General features: G+C 33.8%; 19 protein-coding genes and 1 pseudogene. 4 read left to right on the forward strand and 16 right to left on the reverse strand.

From position 1 onward, the window contains the following. Positions 1-922: 922 nt before the first annotated feature. Together OEM44_07725 and OEM44_07730 are read right to left on the reverse strand one after the other, a co-directional pair. Positions 923-1,348, reverse strand: coding sequence for a hypothetical protein (locus OEM44_07725; GenBank protein ID MDH3516687.1), 426 nt, complete (start codon positions 1,346-1,348; stop codon positions 923-925). Then, on the reverse strand, positions 1,341-2,663 hold the full coding sequence (locus tag OEM44_07730; GenBank protein ID MDH3516688.1) for a cation:proton antiporter: 1,323 nt from the start codon (positions 2,661-2,663) through the stop codon (positions 1,341-1,343). The genes OEM44_07725 and OEM44_07730 overlap by 8 nt, the downstream gene beginning before the upstream one ends. A 422-nt stretch (positions 2,664-3,085) precedes the next feature. Between OEM44_07730 and OEM44_07735 the strand changes: the two genes are divergently transcribed. Next, positions 3,086-4,603: a chemotaxis protein gene (locus OEM44_07735; protein MDH3516689.1), complete on the forward strand. Its 1,518-nt coding sequence runs from the start codon at positions 3,086-3,088 to the stop codon at positions 4,601-4,603. Positions 4,604-5,208: 605 nt separating this feature from the next. On the opposite strand, the pseudogene OEM44_07740 reads toward OEM44_07735, so the two are convergent. From OEM44_07740 to OEM44_07760, 5 genes and pseudogenes are all read right to left on the reverse strand, one after another. Beyond that, positions 5,209-5,310, reverse strand: a pseudogene (locus OEM44_07740) (PEFG-CTERM sorting domain-containing protein). Between the two features lie 221 nt (positions 5,311-5,531). Continuing rightward, complete coding sequence (locus OEM44_07745; protein ID MDH3516690.1) at positions 5,532-7,610, reverse strand: glycosyltransferase family 2 protein; 2,079 nt, start codon at positions 7,608-7,610, stop codon at positions 5,532-5,534. A gap of 52 nt (positions 7,611-7,662) precedes the next feature. Then, positions 7,663-8,610: a 4Fe-4S binding protein gene (locus OEM44_07750; protein ID MDH3516691.1), complete on the reverse strand. Its 948-nt coding sequence runs from the start codon at positions 8,608-8,610 to the stop codon at positions 7,663-7,665. Between the two features lie 36 nt (positions 8,611-8,646). After that, complete coding sequence (locus OEM44_07755; GenBank protein ID MDH3516692.1) at positions 8,647-8,955, reverse strand: hypothetical protein; 309 nt, start codon at positions 8,953-8,955, stop codon at positions 8,647-8,649. A 1-nt stretch (position 8,956) separates the two neighbouring features. Then, positions 8,957-9,802: a sulfurtransferase gene (locus OEM44_07760; GenBank protein ID MDH3516693.1), complete on the reverse strand. Its 846-nt coding sequence runs from the start codon at positions 9,800-9,802 to the stop codon at positions 8,957-8,959. 89 nt (positions 9,803-9,891) lie between these two features. On the opposite strand from OEM44_07760, the gene OEM44_07765 reads away from it, so the two are divergent. Next, positions 9,892-10,707: an NAD(+)/NADH kinase gene (locus OEM44_07765; GenBank protein MDH3516694.1), complete on the forward strand. Its 816-nt coding sequence runs from the start codon at positions 9,892-9,894 to the stop codon at positions 10,705-10,707. Further along, the gene (locus tag OEM44_07770; protein MDH3516695.1) at positions 10,697-11,203 is read left to right on the forward strand and encodes a nucleotide-binding protein; all 507 of its coding nucleotides are present in this window, start codon (positions 10,697-10,699) and stop codon (positions 11,201-11,203) included. The genes OEM44_07765 and OEM44_07770 overlap by 11 nt, the downstream gene beginning before the upstream one ends. Here the strand turns inward: OEM44_07770 and OEM44_07775 are convergent. From OEM44_07775 to OEM44_07815, 9 genes are read right to left on the reverse strand one after another with little or no spacing between them, the layout of a single operon-like run. Further along, positions 11,162-11,920, reverse strand: coding sequence for a rhodanese-like domain-containing protein (locus OEM44_07775; protein MDH3516696.1), 759 nt, complete (start codon positions 11,918-11,920; stop codon positions 11,162-11,164). The genes OEM44_07770 and OEM44_07775 overlap by 42 nt on opposite strands. 34 nt (positions 11,921-11,954) lie before the next feature. Continuing rightward, positions 11,955-12,641, reverse strand: a complete 687-nt coding sequence (locus OEM44_07780) for a helix-hairpin-helix domain-containing protein (protein MDH3516697.1) — start codon at positions 12,639-12,641, stop codon at positions 11,955-11,957. A 53-nt stretch (positions 12,642-12,694) separates the two neighbouring features. Then, a complete protein-coding gene (locus tag OEM44_07785) occupies positions 12,695-13,093 on the reverse strand; it encodes a prefoldin subunit beta (GenBank protein MDH3516698.1) in 399 nt (132 codons plus the stop codon). Positions 13,094-13,116: 23 nt separating this feature from the next. Then, positions 13,117-13,362, reverse strand: a complete 246-nt coding sequence (locus tag OEM44_07790) for a KEOPS complex subunit Pcc1 (protein MDH3516699.1) — start codon at positions 13,360-13,362, stop codon at positions 13,117-13,119. Then, on the reverse strand, positions 13,346-13,558 hold the full coding sequence (locus OEM44_07795) for a 50S ribosomal protein L37 (GenBank protein MDH3516700.1): 213 nt from the start codon (positions 13,556-13,558) through the stop codon (positions 13,346-13,348). The genes OEM44_07790 and OEM44_07795 overlap by 17 nt, the downstream gene beginning before the upstream one ends. A gap of 1 nt (position 13,559) precedes the next feature. Next, entirely contained in the window at positions 13,560-14,378 is an 819-nt protein-coding gene (gene rrp42, locus OEM44_07800) for an exosome complex protein Rrp42 (GenBank protein ID MDH3516701.1), read from the reverse strand. 2 nt (positions 14,379-14,380) lie between these two features. Then, positions 14,381-15,115, reverse strand: coding sequence for an exosome complex exonuclease Rrp41 (gene rrp41 / locus OEM44_07805; GenBank protein ID MDH3516702.1), 735 nt, complete (start codon positions 15,113-15,115; stop codon positions 14,381-14,383). Next, on the reverse strand, positions 15,115-15,795 hold the full coding sequence (gene rrp4, locus OEM44_07810) for an exosome complex RNA-binding protein Rrp4 (protein MDH3516703.1): 681 nt from the start codon (positions 15,793-15,795) through the stop codon (positions 15,115-15,117). The genes rrp41 and rrp4 overlap by 1 nt, the downstream gene beginning before the upstream one ends. Continuing rightward, on the reverse strand, positions 15,795-16,637 hold the full coding sequence (locus tag OEM44_07815; GenBank protein MDH3516704.1) for a ribosome assembly factor SBDS: 843 nt from the start codon (positions 16,635-16,637) through the stop codon (positions 15,795-15,797). Before OEM44_07815 ends, rrp4 begins: the two co-directional genes overlap by 1 nt. 252 nt (positions 16,638-16,889) lie before the next feature. On the opposite strand from OEM44_07815, the gene OEM44_07820 reads away from it, so the two are divergent. Beyond that, the gene (locus tag OEM44_07820) at positions 16,890-17,555 is read left to right on the forward strand and encodes a DNA-directed RNA polymerase subunit D (protein MDH3516705.1); all 666 of its coding nucleotides are present in this window, start codon (positions 16,890-16,892) and stop codon (positions 17,553-17,555) included. Positions 17,556-17,618 lie beyond the last annotated feature (63 nt).

A 17,618-nucleotide genomic window follows, 5' to 3' on the forward strand; every position in this document is an offset into this window, starting at 1 on the left:
TAAACCTCATTAAAATTAGTACTAGATAGTATTGATATTAGAAAGATCATAATTAATAATGTCTGATTAAATACAGTATAATAAAATTGGTTATTCTATAACTTAATAGATGATGTTCTTGTTCTATAGAATGAGAATAGAAATTTCATTAGGATGCTTATATGAAAATGCTGTAACTGATAGAAACTACAATGTATTACCACTACAAACTAAAAACCAGATTCTTTTGGCTTGGTATCAATGAAAATGGTGTAAGGCTGAAATAACAACGGAGCTAAAATTTCTTCTAATATCTTTTTACAACAATTTATTTTATCCATATCCATATTCTGCACCCATATCGTTGTATTTCAATCATCATTGTAAATACAAAAAATATATTCAGAATCAATGACAGACTTCACTATCTCTTCTATCTGGGAATCAGTTAGCTTGTTTGCCATTTACATCACTAAGATAAAACCATAATATTTAACGTAGGCTAAAAAATTTGGCAGATATAGGTTCTGTATCATGTATTTTTTCTGTACCTCTTTTCTTTCAATTTTATCAGAATATTTTTCATAGGGTATGATTTTTCAAAAAATATCTCGAAAAAGAATCATGTTTCATAAATATTCATTTTCCCAACAAAGTAACGAATACAAATCATGACGCCAATGGGTGTTTGGAGAAGGATTCAAAGTTTGGGATAGATGTGCAAGAGTGAAATAGGTCATAAAAGAAAACTGAAAAGTAATCAATTATCTATGGTGATAAGATGAGTAAATCAAAGTCACCTCTGTGTGGCAAAACAAAGGGGTACTAGAACAATCTTATTTTTCCATATACAAAGCCAAAACATCGGAATTCTTTATGAATTTCCAAAATGAAATCTTTGAACTTTTTGATAATAGATAGACAGTAACTGTCTCATTTATCATTAATTCTTTGGCAGTAATGCTTTTTTAATAATGTCTAATGCATCTTGAGCTTTTTCTGGACGAGGTAATTGAATCATGAATATATTATCTTTTCCATAATGAGATTTCGGAGAAGAAAGTGCAAGCATGGATGTTGCTGCAAGAGATTCAAAAAATGCAAGATCTGTTTTTGCATTGATAAGAAATTTTTCAGTGATATTTCCTTTTGAAAATGTTAAAAAAACTTCAACAAACACATTTCCTAGCCCATCATGTAAAATATTCAAATCAGTATTAATCGATAATGATTGTCCTGCAACTTTGGAAATAATTTCATCATATTTTTTCTCCTCAATTTCAATACAGGGAGTTTGTTTCCCCTCAAAATCAAAAGTAGTGATACCACTATGCACTTGATCCAATAATTTCTTTAGCTCATCAGACATTTTTCTTTTCCAATTTAGAGATTATTTTATCACCAGATTTCATCAAAAGAGGTGAAATAAATGCTGTAATTATAGAAATTATACCAATTAATGGGAATAAGAAAGCACTAACAGCACCGATATCAATACCAACTTTTACAATTACAATTGAGAATTCACCACGTGGGACAGCCAATGTAAAACCACAACGAAGTGCCTTATCACGTTTTTGTCTGAAAATTATATTTCCAAGCATGTTTCCTCCAAACTTCATTCCGATTGAGACTGCAATCAAAGCAATAGCAATAGGAATGTAGTTTTCTAGCTCAGAGACATCCATCAGTGCCCCTACAGAAATAAAGAAGATTGCCACAAACATATCTTTGATAGGGCTAGAAAGTAGTTTTGCAACTTCAGCCGATTTTGATTCAGCTACTAATACTCCAGCTAGAAAAGATCCAATTGCAACTGATAGCCCTACGATATTTGCAAATAAAGCATAGCCAAAACAAAGACCAAGAACGCCAAGTAACAGAATTTCACGATGCTCTGCTGCAGCAACTCTATCAATTAAAGGTGGGATTACACGTGTTCCAATAGTAAATGTTCCGACAATAAGACCCGCTGCAACTAAAACTATGACAACAACAGATTCTAGAGATACCGTTCCTACTAAAGCAATAGATTGTAATGATGATATTAGAATGACTGCAATAATGTCTTCTACAATTAAAATACCAAGAACTAGAATAGACGATTCTTTATTGATTCTCCCCATCTCTTCTAAAAGTTTTACAATAATTGCAGTACTTGACACAGATAATGCTGCAGCAATAAATAATGCATCCATAAATTCCAACCCAATTGCGCTAGCAGCATAATACACAACTCCCATAGTTAAGAACAATCCCACAGATCCGATGCCGACTGCCTCACGGCCAATACTCTTTATTTTTGCATATGGAAATTCTATTCCAATTACAAAAAGAAGTAAAATAACGCCAATTTCAGCAAAAAGATTTAACGCAGAAATATCAGACAGAATTCCCACACCTCCTAAAATTTGAGAAGGATTACCATCAGGCAAAATCCAAGACCAAACAGGAGAAAGAGGTCCAAGTAACATTCCTGCAAAAAGATAACCTATGATTAATGGTTGTTTTATTTTAAAAAATGCAAGAGTCACTACAGCACCAATTATCATAATGAATGCCAAATCAGTAACAAAACTCGTATGAGGTAATTCAGGAGTGATTTGCTCAATCAAACTATTCACAGTACTGTTAAGGGAGCTATGAATTCCACTTGAATCCAATTGAAGTGAAATATGCTCCATGATGGTCAGTTATCAAATTTGTTTAAAAGTGGATCTTAATGAAAATTCAAAAGATAAAACTCATTGAATTCAGACAGATTCAAAAATGTTCGGAATGTTTAACCTCTTTATGCCTAATTATCATAATCCATGTGCAGAGTGATGAGTAGGTCAACTGAATAGAATGAAGAGATATGACCTGGGGTATCTGACTGCATAATTGGTTACAGTGTAATCACCTTGTCATTAATAGTACGGTACCATACCGTACTATATGATTCAATGTGAATATTGCCCAAGAGGGTTTATTGAAACAGCAAATGGGCTGGCTGAAAAGACATTTCATGAGTTACTACATGAACCAGAAGTTGTAAACAAGTAACTCTTTACATTTTTTATTTCAGACCCAACTTTTTTATCTTCAAATTTTTAACTCAACTCATATGGTTACTAAAACGTCAAGTAAAAAAATAACAAATCAAGTGAAGAAAGTAACAAAAAGAGAACCAAGTTCATCAGCATTACTTAGAAAAGTAGCATCAGTATCAGACACCAACAAGACATTACAAAAAGAGATCAAAGTAATGTCAAAAATTTTTGGCGAAAACCAAAAAGTGTTAGTATCAATGAAAGGAATGATAGATACATTAACATCTACATTAGAACATATTCAAAAACAATCAAAACAGATTGACATTATAGAAGATGACACTCAAAAACTATTTGCAGGATTAAATCAAATTAGAACACAATCTAATTTGGTTACAAAGATAAATGATCAAACTGAAAAATTGCAAGAAGAAATAAACAGAATTTCAGAATTACAAAAAATTTCCAAATCACAAGAATTATCGCAACAAGTAGAAGACAGTATGAATTCAATTAAGAATAATTCTCAGATGATCATTAAAATTGCTCAAAGAATCGATGAAGTAAGAGAGGATCTAAGAAAAGTTTCAGGGAAAGCAGATTCATTTGTAGAAATTGGAAATGAGATAGACAATTTAAAAACAAGTATAGAAGAGATTTCAGGGAAAACTGCAAAGTTAGATACAGGGTCTCAGATCATAGAAAGCCTCAAACAGGAATTTGAAAGAATTGCTGAAGGAGCATCAACAGCATCAAACCTGAATACAGAATTAGATGCAATCAAAATCACAATTGATGCCATATCTTCCAAAGCCTCAAAAATAGATTCATTAGGACTGGTAATTGAAGGACTCAAGCAACAATTTGATACAATAGCAGCAAAGGCAGATTCATTAGACAATTTGAGCATCGAATCCATAAAAGAATTAGGAGGGAAAATAGATAAAATTGAAACAGAGATTGGAGCACTTGCAAAGAGAGCAGATGCAACTGCATTTGTTGGCGAAGGACTCAAATCAGTTCAAACAGATTTCTCAGATTTCAAACGAAATGTATTTGATAAAACAAACAGCATTGAACAAAAAATTTCTTCAGTTTCAGACACATTAAAGAGACAAGATGAATCAACTAAAGAATTTCATGAAAAATCTGAGAAATTATTTGAAGAGATACAAACAGTCAAAAATGTTACAAACAAAGCATCAGATGATTCATCTAAAGAAATGATGGCATTGCTAAAGCTTTCTGAATATCAATCAAGCATCAGAATGAATGGGGAAACAAAGTATGGGGAAGTAAAAGATATTGAAAATATGGCAACACAAACAGCAGAAATTATTAAATTGTTTGATAAAATTTCGATTCAGTCAAGAGATAATATTCCACTTCCCCACGAGGTAAAACAGTGGGCAGTAAGTAAAATCCTGGATTGTGCAGACAAATGGGAGATTAGATTTAGTGACGTATATTCAATTCTAACAAACGCTATAGGAGGTGACATGTTAAAAGAAGCTATAAGAATTCAACAAGTAAGAGACATTTACGGAATTAGAGCAGTAGATGAAATCAGACGAGACCTGAATATCAGTTAAACTCCAATTTCATCTGTTTCTTTGAATTGTTCTTTCTTTCGTTTCACTACAGCAAAGATTCCAATTAATGCAGCAATCCAAATAGTACTGAACAAGATGTTTGCAGGACTAACATACATGTAGGGTGTGGCATCCATGATGTTGGTTTTTAACAGCATTGCACGTTCATTGATATCTAGCATTCCAGTATGATATGCAGAGTTTGTTTTTGGAATAGATGCAATGTCATCAATACCTGTAAGCATAGAATCAACATCATTTTGTATCCTAATGAAATTAGTAGATTCTGTAGCAAATATCCAGACGGGATTTTTAGATACAATATTGTTATTTGTAGTAGTTTCAGGCAAATGCTCCATTACTTGATCCAAATCTTTTTGAATATCTAACAAGTGATTACGAATTACAAGAGGATCAGAAGAAGACACAATCCCATCAAAATGTCCTCTAATTCTATCAAGAGGGTAAATATCAGAATTATAGCCAATAAATGCCATAGAAACTCCAAAGATAACGATTGCAATAATTCCAATCACAGAAAGTTTGTAAATGGTATTTCTCATTGGTGGTTTACCAGCAGCATCTAATTTAGCAGTACCGGATGTAAGTCTAGATTTTGCAGTAACAGCGATGATACCCACAATTGCAATAATCAATATAACCATTGTAATTGTGCCAAATTCTGGAACAACTTTTGTTATTATTTCAGTATATGTTGGTTCAGTCAAAATATTTTCATTAGAGGATTCAGAGTTAGATGGCAATACAATTGCAACTTCAGAATAATCCGCAAAAGCAGATGCCGAAATTATTGCAGATGAAAGAATAAACAAAATAAATAACGAAGAAATGAATCTAGTATTCATCAAAGAGAATAATTTTTGTGATCCATAAAAACTACATGAAATTTTAGTAAATGAAATCAATTTTACGATAGAGGTATGTTAATCTTCAAATTATCTATTTTTCTGAGTTGTTCTTTCTTTCGTTTTAGTGCAGTGAAGATTCCAAGTATTGAGGCAATCCAAATAGTACTGAACAAGATGTTTGCAGGACTAACATACATGTAGGGGGTGGCATCCATGATGTTGGTTTTTAGAGATAATGCTCTATCATTGATATCTAGCATTCCAGTATGATATGCAGAGTTTGTTTTTGGAATAGATGCAATGTCATCAATACCTGTAAGCATAGAATCAACATCATTTTGTATCCTAATGAAATTAGTAGATTCTGTAGCAAATATCCAGACGGGATTTTTAGATACAATATTGTTATTTATGTTAGTAGTTTCAGGCATATTTGTCATCACCATATCAAGATCTGTTTGAATTGTCAGCAAATGATTACGAATCATGACTGGATCAGAAGAGCCAATAACTCCATCAAGATTTCCTCTAATTCTATCAAGAGGATAAATCTCAGAGTTATAGCCAATAACTGCCATAGAGCCACCAACTATGATAATTGCAATAATTCCAGTCATAGAAAGTTTGTAAATGGTATTTGCAGTTTTTTCATTTTTAGTCTTTACATGTTTGTTTTTGATTTTATTTTGTTTAAAGCGAGTATGAGACAAACTCATGTAAGAAATATAGAAAAAGCCAATAGTTTGCAATCCAATTATTGGAACAAATATAGGATTGTTTGAAAATATAGAAACAAAAATTCCAAGTACACCATAAACACCAAAGAAAATTTCAAGAAGAGTTACTTTTGAGAAAGGCAAATTGTATGCATTGTTTTTCCAATCATTTTTTGTCTTTAACACACCATATTTCGGGGTCCTGAGAAATTCATTTTTCTTTCCAAAAACTGCATCAAATACTGCAACAGTATTATTTACAGATAATCCTGTATTGTATATCAATAAGGCAGGTAATATCTTTACTTTTGATTTCCATGACTTGTGATACATACTCTGTATAATGAGAATATATGCACCAGGCCCCATTGCTAGATAAGTTGCAATTGTTAATGCAGGAAGAAAACTAATCACATAGAGATTAACTTGTCCTGCTAACAAAATTGGTAATGTCAAAAATTGTATCAACATTAATGGGTAAACAATATGACGAGTTAATTGGATGAACGCTTGAATCTTTGCTTCAATTGAGACTTTACGTTTAAGAGCAATATCAACAAGTAGTTTGATTGCACATTGGATAGATCCCTTTGCCCAACGGAACTGCTGTCTTTTAGCTGCATTCATTTGAACAGGTAGTTCTGCATCAACTACAATATCAGGTAAGAAAATACATTTCCATCCTTCCATTTGCGCTCTATAACTAAGATCAAGATCTTCAACTAATGTAGCAGTATGCCAACCGCCAGCAGCTTCAATACAACTACGTTTCCAAATTCCAGCAGTGCCATTAAAATTTATGAAAAGATGAGAATTGCTTTTTGCTTTTTGTTCAATAAGAAAATGAAAGTCAAGACTAAGAGCCTGTGCTTGAGTAATTGCAGAATAGTTTTCATTTACATGCCCCCAACGACATTGAACAAGACCAATGTTTGGTTTTGAGAAATGAGGAATTGCTTTTTTTAGAAACCACACTGGAGGAATAAAATCAGCGTCAAAAATTGCAACAAATTCGGTGGTTGTAGTTTGCATAGCATGCTTTAATGCACCGGCTTTGTACCCTTTTCTTGTTCCACGCCTTACATGCTCAATTTGAAATCCTTGTTTATGATACTGTTTTACAATGTTTCCAAGTAATTCAACTGTATCATCATCAGAGTCATCGCAAACCATAATTCGCATTTTGTCTTTTGGATAATCCAAATTACAAACTGCATCTACGAGTCTCTTGGCGACATACTTTTCATTATATATTGGAAGTTGAATTGTAATGGAAGGAGTTCCACAATCAGTTTTTGTAAGTGTATTTTTTTTTCTAGAAAGAAATGCAAGATAGTAAAAATTACAAGTATATGCAGTAATTACAATAGCTGATAAAATAAACAGATCAAATACTAGTTGAGTGAAAGGGTTGATTATCATATCCCTAATTGGATAGAATCGTTAGTCGATATTTATACTTGCAACAGACTAATTATTTTTGTTCAAATATTTTGATTGCTTGAGGAGGACATACACCTTCACAAGCAAGACAGAAGATACAGTCGGGTTCTTTTGACATTAATGGTTTCTTTTCAGAGCCTGGATTTCCAGGAGTATCAAACCACTCATAAACGCCAACAGGACATGCTTCAATACACCCACCATCTGCAATACAAATATCATAATCTACTGAAACAAATTCTCCCCAGACACCCATAATGCCATTGCTGCTACCTTTTCTACCCCAAGTTTTGATCGTATGCTCAGGTGCTTCATATGGCGTAGATGGTTTCATTTTTGATTTGAATTCTACATCAATTGGGCCAGGCTTTGCACCATCTGGGATTTCAATTTCACCATCATCTTCCTCGATATCATCTTCTGTTGCTTCAACAGGTTTTGGTTTTGCACCAAGAACAATTTTTGCAAGAGGGGTTAATTCTTCAAGTTTTTGAATAGCTGCAACTTCGGAGATTTTTTCAGTCTTTGCTAAATATGAGACCATCTTGTCAGCCAAAATGGTATTACGTAATATAGTATCAATAACCATTTTTGCAAAATGATCTGCTTTCTTTCTATAATCTTTTACCCAATTAGGATCACCAAATTTTTCAATAGGGAAAATTTGATAAATAATATCTACAACTTCACCAGTAACAATTTCTACTGTAACTGACAGATCAACTTCTTCGTAGCCTTTTGCATCGGGATCTTTCTTATTTTGTTCTTTCCATCTATATGTTGCAAAAATTCTGTCAGCATACATATCCATTTCAAACGCTTTTTTGAGACCATCATGAACAGATTTTAATTCCAAAGGATCTTCAAGTTTAATAGGTAATCTGTAAAGTCCAAGTTTGAAACCGTGTAGTGGATAAACACCACGCTTTGCAGTAGGGGCCTCCATGGACCAAACTCGATCTTTTAGAAGTAATGACATCTGGTTTTAGTAGCTTTAATTTATTTAAAAAGGTTATCAGTCATCATCTGGACACGTTAATTCTCGAAGTTCGAGGTATTTTTTTTCCATTGCATCAGCATGAAAGGCGACATCAGATAGATTATAGAGGTCTTTTGAAAAATACCATCTGATTGGAACCCAATGACCAATCCCATCCATATCATGAATCATACCCTTATCGGACATTACATTGATTTTTTCATCAATAGATGTATCTTGTACAGTAAGACCCCGTTTAGTTTTATCCTCTAAAATAATATCAGACTCACCATCTTTGATAAAATAAAAAACTCCTTTCTTAAGAACAGGGATATCTAAAAGCAAGTTATTTTTCCACGGGATTTCCTATCATGTTACCCCACTCAGTCCAAGAGCCATCATAGTTTCTAACTCTTGGATATCCAAGTAGGTATTTCAAAACAAACCAGCTGTGCGAAGATCTTTCCCCTATTCGGCAATAACAGATTACATCTTTGTCAGGAGTTATTCCTTTTGGTTCATAGTTTTGTTTTAATTCTTCAACAGTTTTGAATGTACCATCAGCATCGTTAACTGCAGTTGCCCAAGGGATATTATGTGCACTTGGAATATGTCCGCCTCTTTGTGCATGTTCCATTGGGTATTCTGGAGGTGCTGTAATTTGACCAGAAAACTCTGCAGGTGATCTCACATCAACCATTACTGTGTCTTCTTTTCCTAATGCACGACTTACATCAAACAAATACGCACGAAGTCCTTCATCTGGAGGTTGTGCAACATATGTTGATTTTGGTATTTGTGGTTCATCTGTAGTATAATCTCTACTCTCTAACTCCCATTTTTTTCTTCCACCATTCATTATCTTTATATTTTCATGTCCATAGAATTTGAAAACCCAGAACACAAAAGCTGCAAACCAATTATTGAAATCACCATAAAGAACTACTTCAGTATCTGAAGTAATTCCATTCTTTGCCATTAATTCTTCAAATTGTTTTTTACCAATTATATCTCGTGTAACTGGATCATTGATATCGCGTTTCCACCAGATTAGACTTGAACCACTAATGTGACCCTTTTGATATCCATTGACAGGATCATAATCAACTTCAACTAGTTTTCTCTTTTCATTAGGAGGGTTTTTTGATACCCATTCAGTATCTACCAAAACTTCTGGATGGGCATAACTCATGTTTTAGTATGATTTGTTTTCATACTTAATTGTTTTTCTAGTATGGCTAAAAATATGATTTTTAAGTAAATACAATCCATAAGAATTACTTGAAACTACAAAAAGTTGCAGTGGTAAGTAAAGTAGGTTCTAAGGAATCTGAGCAGGCCGCAAGGGATGTAACACGAAAACTTTTGGCAAGAAAAATTATCGTATACACCATTTCACCAATTGATGTAGAGGGGGCAAAAAAAATGGAGGCATTGGAGGAATTAAAGAAAGAGAACCTAGATCTTGTCATCACACTTGGTGGTGATGGGACAACTCTTCGAGTATTTAGGAATTTAGAAAATGAAACTCCGATTTTGACAATAAATGTTGGAGGAAATAGAGGAATATTAGCAGAAATAACAATTGAAGAGATAGATGTTGCAATTACTCAAATCATAAAAGACAATTTCTTTTTAGATAAAAGGATTAGAGTTACTGCATCGTGTGGAGGTAAAGAATTTCCTCCAGCATTAAATGAAATTTACATTAGTAGAGCTAACTTGACTAAAACTGCAGAGATTGAGATAAAATTTCAAAATGACACAGTAAAACAAAAAATGGACGGAGTAATTATTTCAACTCCAAGTGGATCAACAGGTCATTCATTTTCATTAGGTGGACCAATTTTACACGAAAGTTTAGATGTTTTAATTATCACTCCAGTTGCACCAGTATACAGATTGGCATCAATGGTAGTTCCAGATGAAAAAATTGAAATCATATGCTCACATGATTGCAACATAGCAGTAGATGCACAAGTTGTTAAAGTAGCTGGATATGGTGAATCAATAATTATTAAGAAATATAAAAAACCAGCAGTCTTTGTAAGATTGAAGAAACGAGGACTAAGACAGATGAGCAAACTTGGATTTTAGAATTTTAGATTCTAGTGCATTTTATGCAGGAGTACCTTTTAGATCATCTGATGAGTGCTATACAACATCCTTAGTGTACGATGAAATCAAACACATAAAGAAAGATCAAGATGCATTAGGAACTTTACTTGAAACTAATAGGTTAAAAATTAGAGAACCCGACAAAGATTCTGTCAATGCAGCAATTAAAGCCTCAAAAGACACAGGAGATTTCCAACAGCTCTCAAAACAAGATATCTCAATTATTGCTTTATGTATTGAGATGAGCGGTGAGATAATTAGTGATGATTTTGCTATTTCAAATGTAATGAGGAACTTGGGTTTGAAGATATCACCAATTATGACCCAAGGAATCAAAGATGTAGGAAAATGGGTTCATTATTGTCCAGGATGCCGTACCAATCACACCAAGGGCAAGGAATGTCCAATTTGCGGAACAGTATTAAAAAGAAAATTACTCAAGCGGAAACTGTTTTCCATGCCACTCAACAAATGAACCATCATAGAGTTTTACTTTATCAAATCCTGCAATTTTTAATTGTAAGAACAGACTTGATGCTCGATGACCATGCATACAATAGCAAACAATTTCCTTATTTTTAGAGATTTTATTTTCTGAAAACATAGTTTTAAGAGATTCAGGATCACGGAATAGTTTACCGTCAAATCCGAGACCGTCAGTGAATGGAACAAGTTTTGAGTTAGGTAAATGTCCACCCATGAATTCTTGAGGACTACGTGCATCCAAAATTTCAAAGTTATTCAAATTATCTTTTAAAAACTCAGACTCTATTCTAATTTCGGAGTTAATTTTAGGAGTAAATGATGTTGGGGTAACAGAGGATATTTGTTTAGTTAATTTAAAACCATATTTTTGTAAATCAGATGCATTAGCATCAAGCAAGAAAGTTTTGGCATGACCAAAATATAATAAAGACCAGGCTATTCTTGCAGCAGAAGGATCCATCGGATCTCCAACTAAAACAACAGTTTTGTTTTCATCAATTCCAAGACCATTAAAAAGTTCAACAATTTTTTCCAATTCAATTACAAGGTTAGATCCAAATTTATCAAATTGGATTACTTTATCAACAGAAAGAGATTGTGCATTCTGAAGATGCCCATAAAGAAACATTGTTTTTGGACGAGTATCTAAAACTATAAGGTTTGGATTAGAGATATTCTCTCTTAGCCAATCAGTTGAAACTAACATAGAAAACCACAATTTGTCAATTTATTTAATGGTATCATGTATCGTGTAAAGTTTTTTGATCAGATGACTTGAGTAGATTACTTTTAGAATCAAGAGTTTTTTTTATTTTCTTTGCGCGTGCGTCACCAAGACCTTCAACTTTTGCCAACTCAGCAGCAGTTGCACTAAAAACTTTCAGAGGAGTACCAAATCTTTCAAGCATTCGCACTGCAAATCTTTCACCCACTCCAGGCAAACTACAAAGAACTGACAATTGTTGCTTTTCTAAATCAGATGATTTTTTGATTTTTTTCAAGTATGGGCCTTTATGAGAATCCAGTCTAGAACACAGAGATACCAATAATTTCGCAGTATGATCTGCACTAGGAGTAGGAATAACGGGAATTTTAAAATCAAGTGCTATCCTAGACAGAGCGCCATAAAATATCAAAGGATTTTCTGTGATTTCTTCAATTTCATCCACATTACCTTCCATCAAAATAATCGGGTGCTCAAAATGCTCCTTTAATCTAGAGCACTGATCAAATAATCTTCCATCAAAAACAGAGGCCATAAGATCACGAATACTTTTTCTTTCAACAATAGTTTCTGGTGCAACAATATAATCACCAATTAGAAGTGTTTTCATTTCAATATTCATCCCAATTGATCTTAGTAAATCAGGAATTCCACTTTTTCGTTCTCTCTCATCTACAACAATTCTAAGATTTTCTAATTTCACAAATATTAGATGTAATGAATTGTTAATATCTTATATGAAATTAGGAGATGTAATTACTTTCTTGGATTATCTTCTGTAGTTGGTTTTGGTGGTGGGGGTGCAGAACCGCTTTTCATCAATTCAGTGATTTTTGCTTCTTGTTCTTTGAGACTTTCCTTAAGACGTATTTCTTGTTTTTGAAGAACTGTTAAACGTGTTTTTGCTAATTCAGATCTTTCTTGTAATTCATCTAGTAATTCCTGTTTTGTAGATTTTATTAAAACGGTTCCAGCTTGTTTAAAGACTGCATCACCATCTGTAATTTTTTTTAATTCCTCAAGGGCTTTTTCTGTTTCAGCTTTTTCCATTTCAAGATGTTGTTTTTGCGTCATTAATGATTGGAGACTTTGTTGAGATTGTTGTAATTTCATTAATTGCTCTTGGAGCCAAGGCGGCATTTGTCCAGATGACATAGTTACTCAAAAAATTTATTTCATTATATCTTTACCGATTCAATTGAATCATGACTGGCTTGAATGAACCTAAGAGTAGAGTTCAGGTTTGCCCTCAAATGTGTCAAATGATCAGACCGGGCAAGAATTATTATTTTCTCATCAAATTCTATCTGAGTTTTTACGGGGTTTTCAGGATAAAATTCATTATCTGCGTTAATTGAATCAAAAATTGCCTTTGTCTTGTCTTTTGCATCAACTACGATTTTTGCGCTAAAGTTTAATGTCATAAGCTGTTCCAGCCACCTTGTAACTGCATTTTTTACAAGACCAAATACCAACAGCGTCTCTTCCAAATGTTTTTGAACCACATTCAGGACAAGTTCTCTTTTCTTTTAGTTGGAGATGGATTTTTGTGTACTGTTTTCTAAGTTTAATTCCATATCGTGCGCCTAAACCTTTTAGTGATTTTTTTGCTTTTGCCATTTTATTGACTTCCCTTTTGAACTTCTTTTAATTTTTCTCTTATTTTTGCACCTACTTTGACTGAAATGTCTCCACATCTATGAATTTCTTCCAGAGTGAATCCATCACTACCACCTTTTTGTAATGCACAAATATTTCCATCAGAATCAGTAGTAATTGTAATTCGGGCATCCATGCTACCCCATTCATCGCCATTAGGATCAACAATTATGTGAGTTCCAATTTTTCCCATGGTTACAGATACAGGGATAGTAGATACTGGTATAGGCATATCTTCACCTTCTACAAGTGTTGGTGTGTCATCAACCCAATTCCATTTTGGTGATTTGGATGAAAGTAATGCAGAAGTTGCAGCATAAGAGCATGCATCAAAGAGATTACCATCATAATCGACAACTACGTTATCTGCAAATACTCCAACTACAGATTTGTTTTGCTCAATTACTAATTGAGACACATCAATCATATGACTTTCTCTAATCCCTCTATCCACAACTCTAGCCAACTCAATTACATCAGGTCCTGGAGGACCAGTTTCAACAGTTGGATGAGATAATGGTAAAAGTTCTGCAGTACAAATAAAAATTCCCTTATCTCCCATATCAGGAAAAGGTCTGTCTGGTTGAATTTTTACACCACAAATAACTTCGGTTTCACCTAGTCTAACTCTAGCAGAGCCGTTTGCTTTAGGTATGGCATTAGTTTCAATAGAAATTTCTCTTGATTCATCTAGAGCGCGTCCATCTACTCTTTTTCCTTGTTCTAATAATTCAAGGATTTGTATTTTTTTTAATTCGTCAATAACAGAAGTAGATGCCATTTTTACTCTCCTCCATTTCCAAAGTACTTTTCTTGTAGTGCCTTCTTTTGAAGTTCGTAAACAACTTTACACCCATCAACTCCTACTTGAACACATTTTTTGTATTCTTCAGGAGTCAGAACACCATCTAATTGTAATAAGGTAATTTTTTCAAGACTTGGCATATAACCAATAGGCATATCTGCTTGACCGGCTTGGTCTTCTTCATTATTAACATCAAGAACTACAGTATCTGCAACTTTTCCCGCTGCAATTGCTGCAACCATATCTCTCATTGGGATTCCAGCATCTGCCAATGCAACAGACGCTGCAGTAAGAGCAGCACATCTAGTTCCACCGTCTGCTTGTAATACTTCAATGAAAACATCAACTGCGGTTCTTGGGAATTTATCCAAGATAACTGCAGGCTCTAGTGCTTCTTTAATAACTTTAGAAATTTCAATCTCTCTTCTTGAAGGCGCTGGGTTTTTTCTCTCACCAACAGAGAAGGGTTCCATATGATATCTAACTCGTAAAATTCCAGTATCAGTATTTGACATGTGTTTAGGATGAACATCTCTAGGACCAAAGACACCAACGAGAATTTTGTTATCTCCAAATTCGATGTATGCAGATCCATCAGCATTTTTTAGTCCACCGGCTTTAATCATAATTCGTCTTGGTTCGTCAACTTTTCTTCCATCACAACGAATACCATTCTCGTCCAATAGGACCATTGTTGCGTCTCTTCCGCCCATTATGATTCACCTTTTAATTCTAACATTTCTTTCACTTGATCAGTCAAATTAGCAACATGTGCTTTTTGATTTACCATTTCAATGGCTTTTTTAGCCTTTAATAATCCCTCGGGAGACTCGCATGAAACTACAACCCAGCCATTCTGACCAATAGTTATTGCAGCATCTGTTGCCATCTCTATCATTTGGATCATTGTGCCTCTCTTTCCAATTAGGCGTGGAACCTTACTGGGGGAGATTTTAATCAAGTCACCAGAGTCAATTTTGCCTAAATCTCTATCAGTTATAGTTACTAGTGGATCTCTTGTTCTATCAAAATTAGCAATTCTAGCAGCTACAAGATCACCTGATTTTAGTTTGGTTGTAAGTTCATCAGCATGAGCAGAAAAGTCACGTCCAAAAACATCCTGTGCAGGAAGAAATCCAACATAGCATGAATTGATATCCAACTCCCAAGACAACGAAGTATGAGATATGACTTTACCAATTACAAGATCATTAATTTTAGGAATGTATTTTCCAGTTAATGGTATTACTTTAACAGAATCATCATAGATTTCAGAAATGCCAATAGTAGTAGAGATTATCTTATTTCCTTCAAGAATTACATTTTGTTCAGGTCGAAATGGACCAGTGGTTACTACATCTCCAGGGATAACATATTTTCTCTTATTATCCATTATTTCATTACCTCAACTGTAGCAGATCCTTTGGTTATAGAACCTAATCTATCGATCACATTTGGTCTTGCTGCAGCTGGTATTTCAAGTATTGCTTTTAGAGAACCATTTGTTTGCCATTGTTCACTTCCAAGAGAACCAACAGATTTTAAAACTGCATATGATTGAGATGCATACTGTGCCGGAATCGTAATCTCCAATTTTAGATTCTCAGACTTTAGAGCAATAATTGAACGTAATTTTTCAACAATATTTGCTACTTGCTCGTCCACATGTTTTTGCGGATCAACTGAAACCCTACCATCTTTCATTGCTTGTTCAATTCTCAATGGAGGATGAGGCAAGTGAGTTTTAGGATCGACATATGTTTTAGCAATATAGCTAACAATTTGTTTTTTCTTTTCTTCTATCATTTTTCGTCTTTGATCAGTTGTTAGATTCAGATCACCTTTATCAAGAATAATTTTGGCAATTTCTGATAGGTCCTCAGTTTTGAAAGCCTTTAGTAATTTCTCAGATGATGGTCTTGTTCCTTTTCCAGAATCCGTATAGATTTCATCTGAAACCAAAACTGCAGCCAAGTCCTTTTTCTTTCCAAGTTTGTAATCTAATGCAGGGTCTGGTTTTACCATTATCTCAAATTTTTCACCTTCAAAGGAATATCTAACCAATGTAACATCAACCATGTCTAATCTAGCATAGATTTGATATTTATCTATACGTACATAGTCATTCTCATTTGAGAACCCCCTTAGAAGAGATGAATAAGTGGAGACATTTCTCATACCAACCCAGTATCTTACACTATCGATCTCTTTTCTTATCTTTCTTTTATCGAGCAAATAACATTTTCAGTAGTTTCATCATCATGTCATTGTAAAAAGGATCCAATTGCTCAGTGCTGGCTTTACCATATTTTCAGAATAAACAGATCTACTCTTAGTCAGCATACTTTTCTAAAGAAATCATCTATAGAGAAAAGATTGACCAATTTAGAAGGATTCATAGTCACAACTGTGCAATGTTGTTATTTATGGTCAAGTATTGTAACAAAAATTAGCAGTCACTATACCTAAAGCTAGCTAGATTTTTATGTGGATTTTGAAGATTTTCTTCAAGATTTGTCATCATTAGAAGTAATTAGTAAAGATAATCATAAAATTTCTATAAAGCTAAAAGGTGTTCCATTACAGTATGCAAATGCACTTAGACGAGTATGTCTAAATGGTGTTCCAGTATTTGCAATAGATACAGTAGACATTGTAGAGAATTCTTCAGTATTACCAGATGAAGGTTTAGCTCATAGATTGGGACTAATTCCATTAAAAACAGACTTGTCGAGATTTAACGAACCATCCAAATGTGAATGTCAAAGTGAGGTAGGTTGCTCAAACTGTAAAGTAATGTTAGTGTTAGATTCTGGAGATTCAGATGTTACAAGAACCATTTTGTCAAATGAGTTATCCTCTGAAGACGATACAATAAAACCAGTTTCAGATAAAATTCCAATTGTACAACTAGCACCAGGTCAAAGAATCAAAATTGAATGTTATGCAAGACTAGGACGTGGAACTGAACATGCCAAATGGAATGCTTCAAACATCTCAACACTAATTGATACTGATAAGGAAGATGAGAAGATTCTAAGCGTAGAATCAACTGGTGCACTAAATCCTGAACAAATAATCATTTCAGGAGTAGACGAAGTAAGTAACAGATTAGATCAATTCAAAGAAATGATTGACAAAATCGAAGAATAATCTAAGCATAGACATTATATTTGGGTTTCAAACCGCATTATTCACATGACTAATCAAGTGGTT

The sequence above is a fragment of the Nitrosopumilus sp. genome, from assembly GCA_029862745.1.
In the GTDB taxonomy this organism is placed as follows: Archaea; Thermoproteota; Nitrososphaeria; order Nitrososphaerales; family Nitrosopumilaceae; genus Nitrosopumilus.

Bases quoted from the DNA above. Each gene is read 5' to 3' on its own strand.
- OEM44_07725 (MDH3516687.1), bottom strand. From the start codon at position 1,348: ATGTCTGATGAGCTAAAGAAATTATTGGATCAAGTGCATAGTGGTATC.
- OEM44_07730 (MDH3516688.1), bottom strand. From the start codon at position 2,663: ATGGAGCATATTTCACTTCAATTGGATTCAAGTGGAATTCATAGCTCC.
- OEM44_07735 (MDH3516689.1), top strand. From the start codon at position 3,086: ATGGTTACTAAAACGTCAAGTAAAAAAATAACAAATCAAGTGAAGAAA.
- OEM44_07745 (MDH3516690.1), bottom strand. From the start codon at position 7,610: ATGATAATCAACCCTTTCACTCAACTAGTATTTGATCTGTTTATTTTA.
- OEM44_07750 (MDH3516691.1), bottom strand. From the start codon at position 8,610: ATGTCATTACTTCTAAAAGATCGAGTTTGGTCCATGGAGGCCCCTACT.
- OEM44_07760 (MDH3516693.1), bottom strand. From the start codon at position 9,802: ATGAGTTATGCCCATCCAGAAGTTTTGGTAGATACTGAATGGGTATCA.
- OEM44_07775 (MDH3516696.1), bottom strand. From the start codon at position 11,920: ATGTTAGTTTCAACTGATTGGCTAAGAGAGAATATCTCTAATCCAAAC.
- OEM44_07785 (MDH3516698.1), bottom strand. From the start codon at position 13,093: ATGTCATCTGGACAAATGCCGCCTTGGCTCCAAGAGCAATTAATGAAA.
- OEM44_07790 (MDH3516699.1), bottom strand. From the start codon at position 13,362: ATGACATTAAACTTTAGCGCAAAAATCGTAGTTGATGCAAAAGACAAG.
- OEM44_07795 (MDH3516700.1), bottom strand. From the start codon at position 13,558: ATGGCAAAAGCAAAAAAATCACTAAAAGGTTTAGGCGCACGATATGGA.
- rrp42 (MDH3516701.1), bottom strand. From the start codon at position 14,378: ATGGCATCTACTTCTGTTATTGACGAATTAAAAAAAATACAAATCCTT.
- rrp41 (MDH3516702.1), bottom strand. From the start codon at position 15,115: ATGGGCGGAAGAGACGCAACAATGGTCCTATTGGACGAGAATGGTATT.
- rrp4 (MDH3516703.1), bottom strand. From the start codon at position 15,795: ATGGATAATAAGAGAAAATATGTTATCCCTGGAGATGTAGTAACCACT.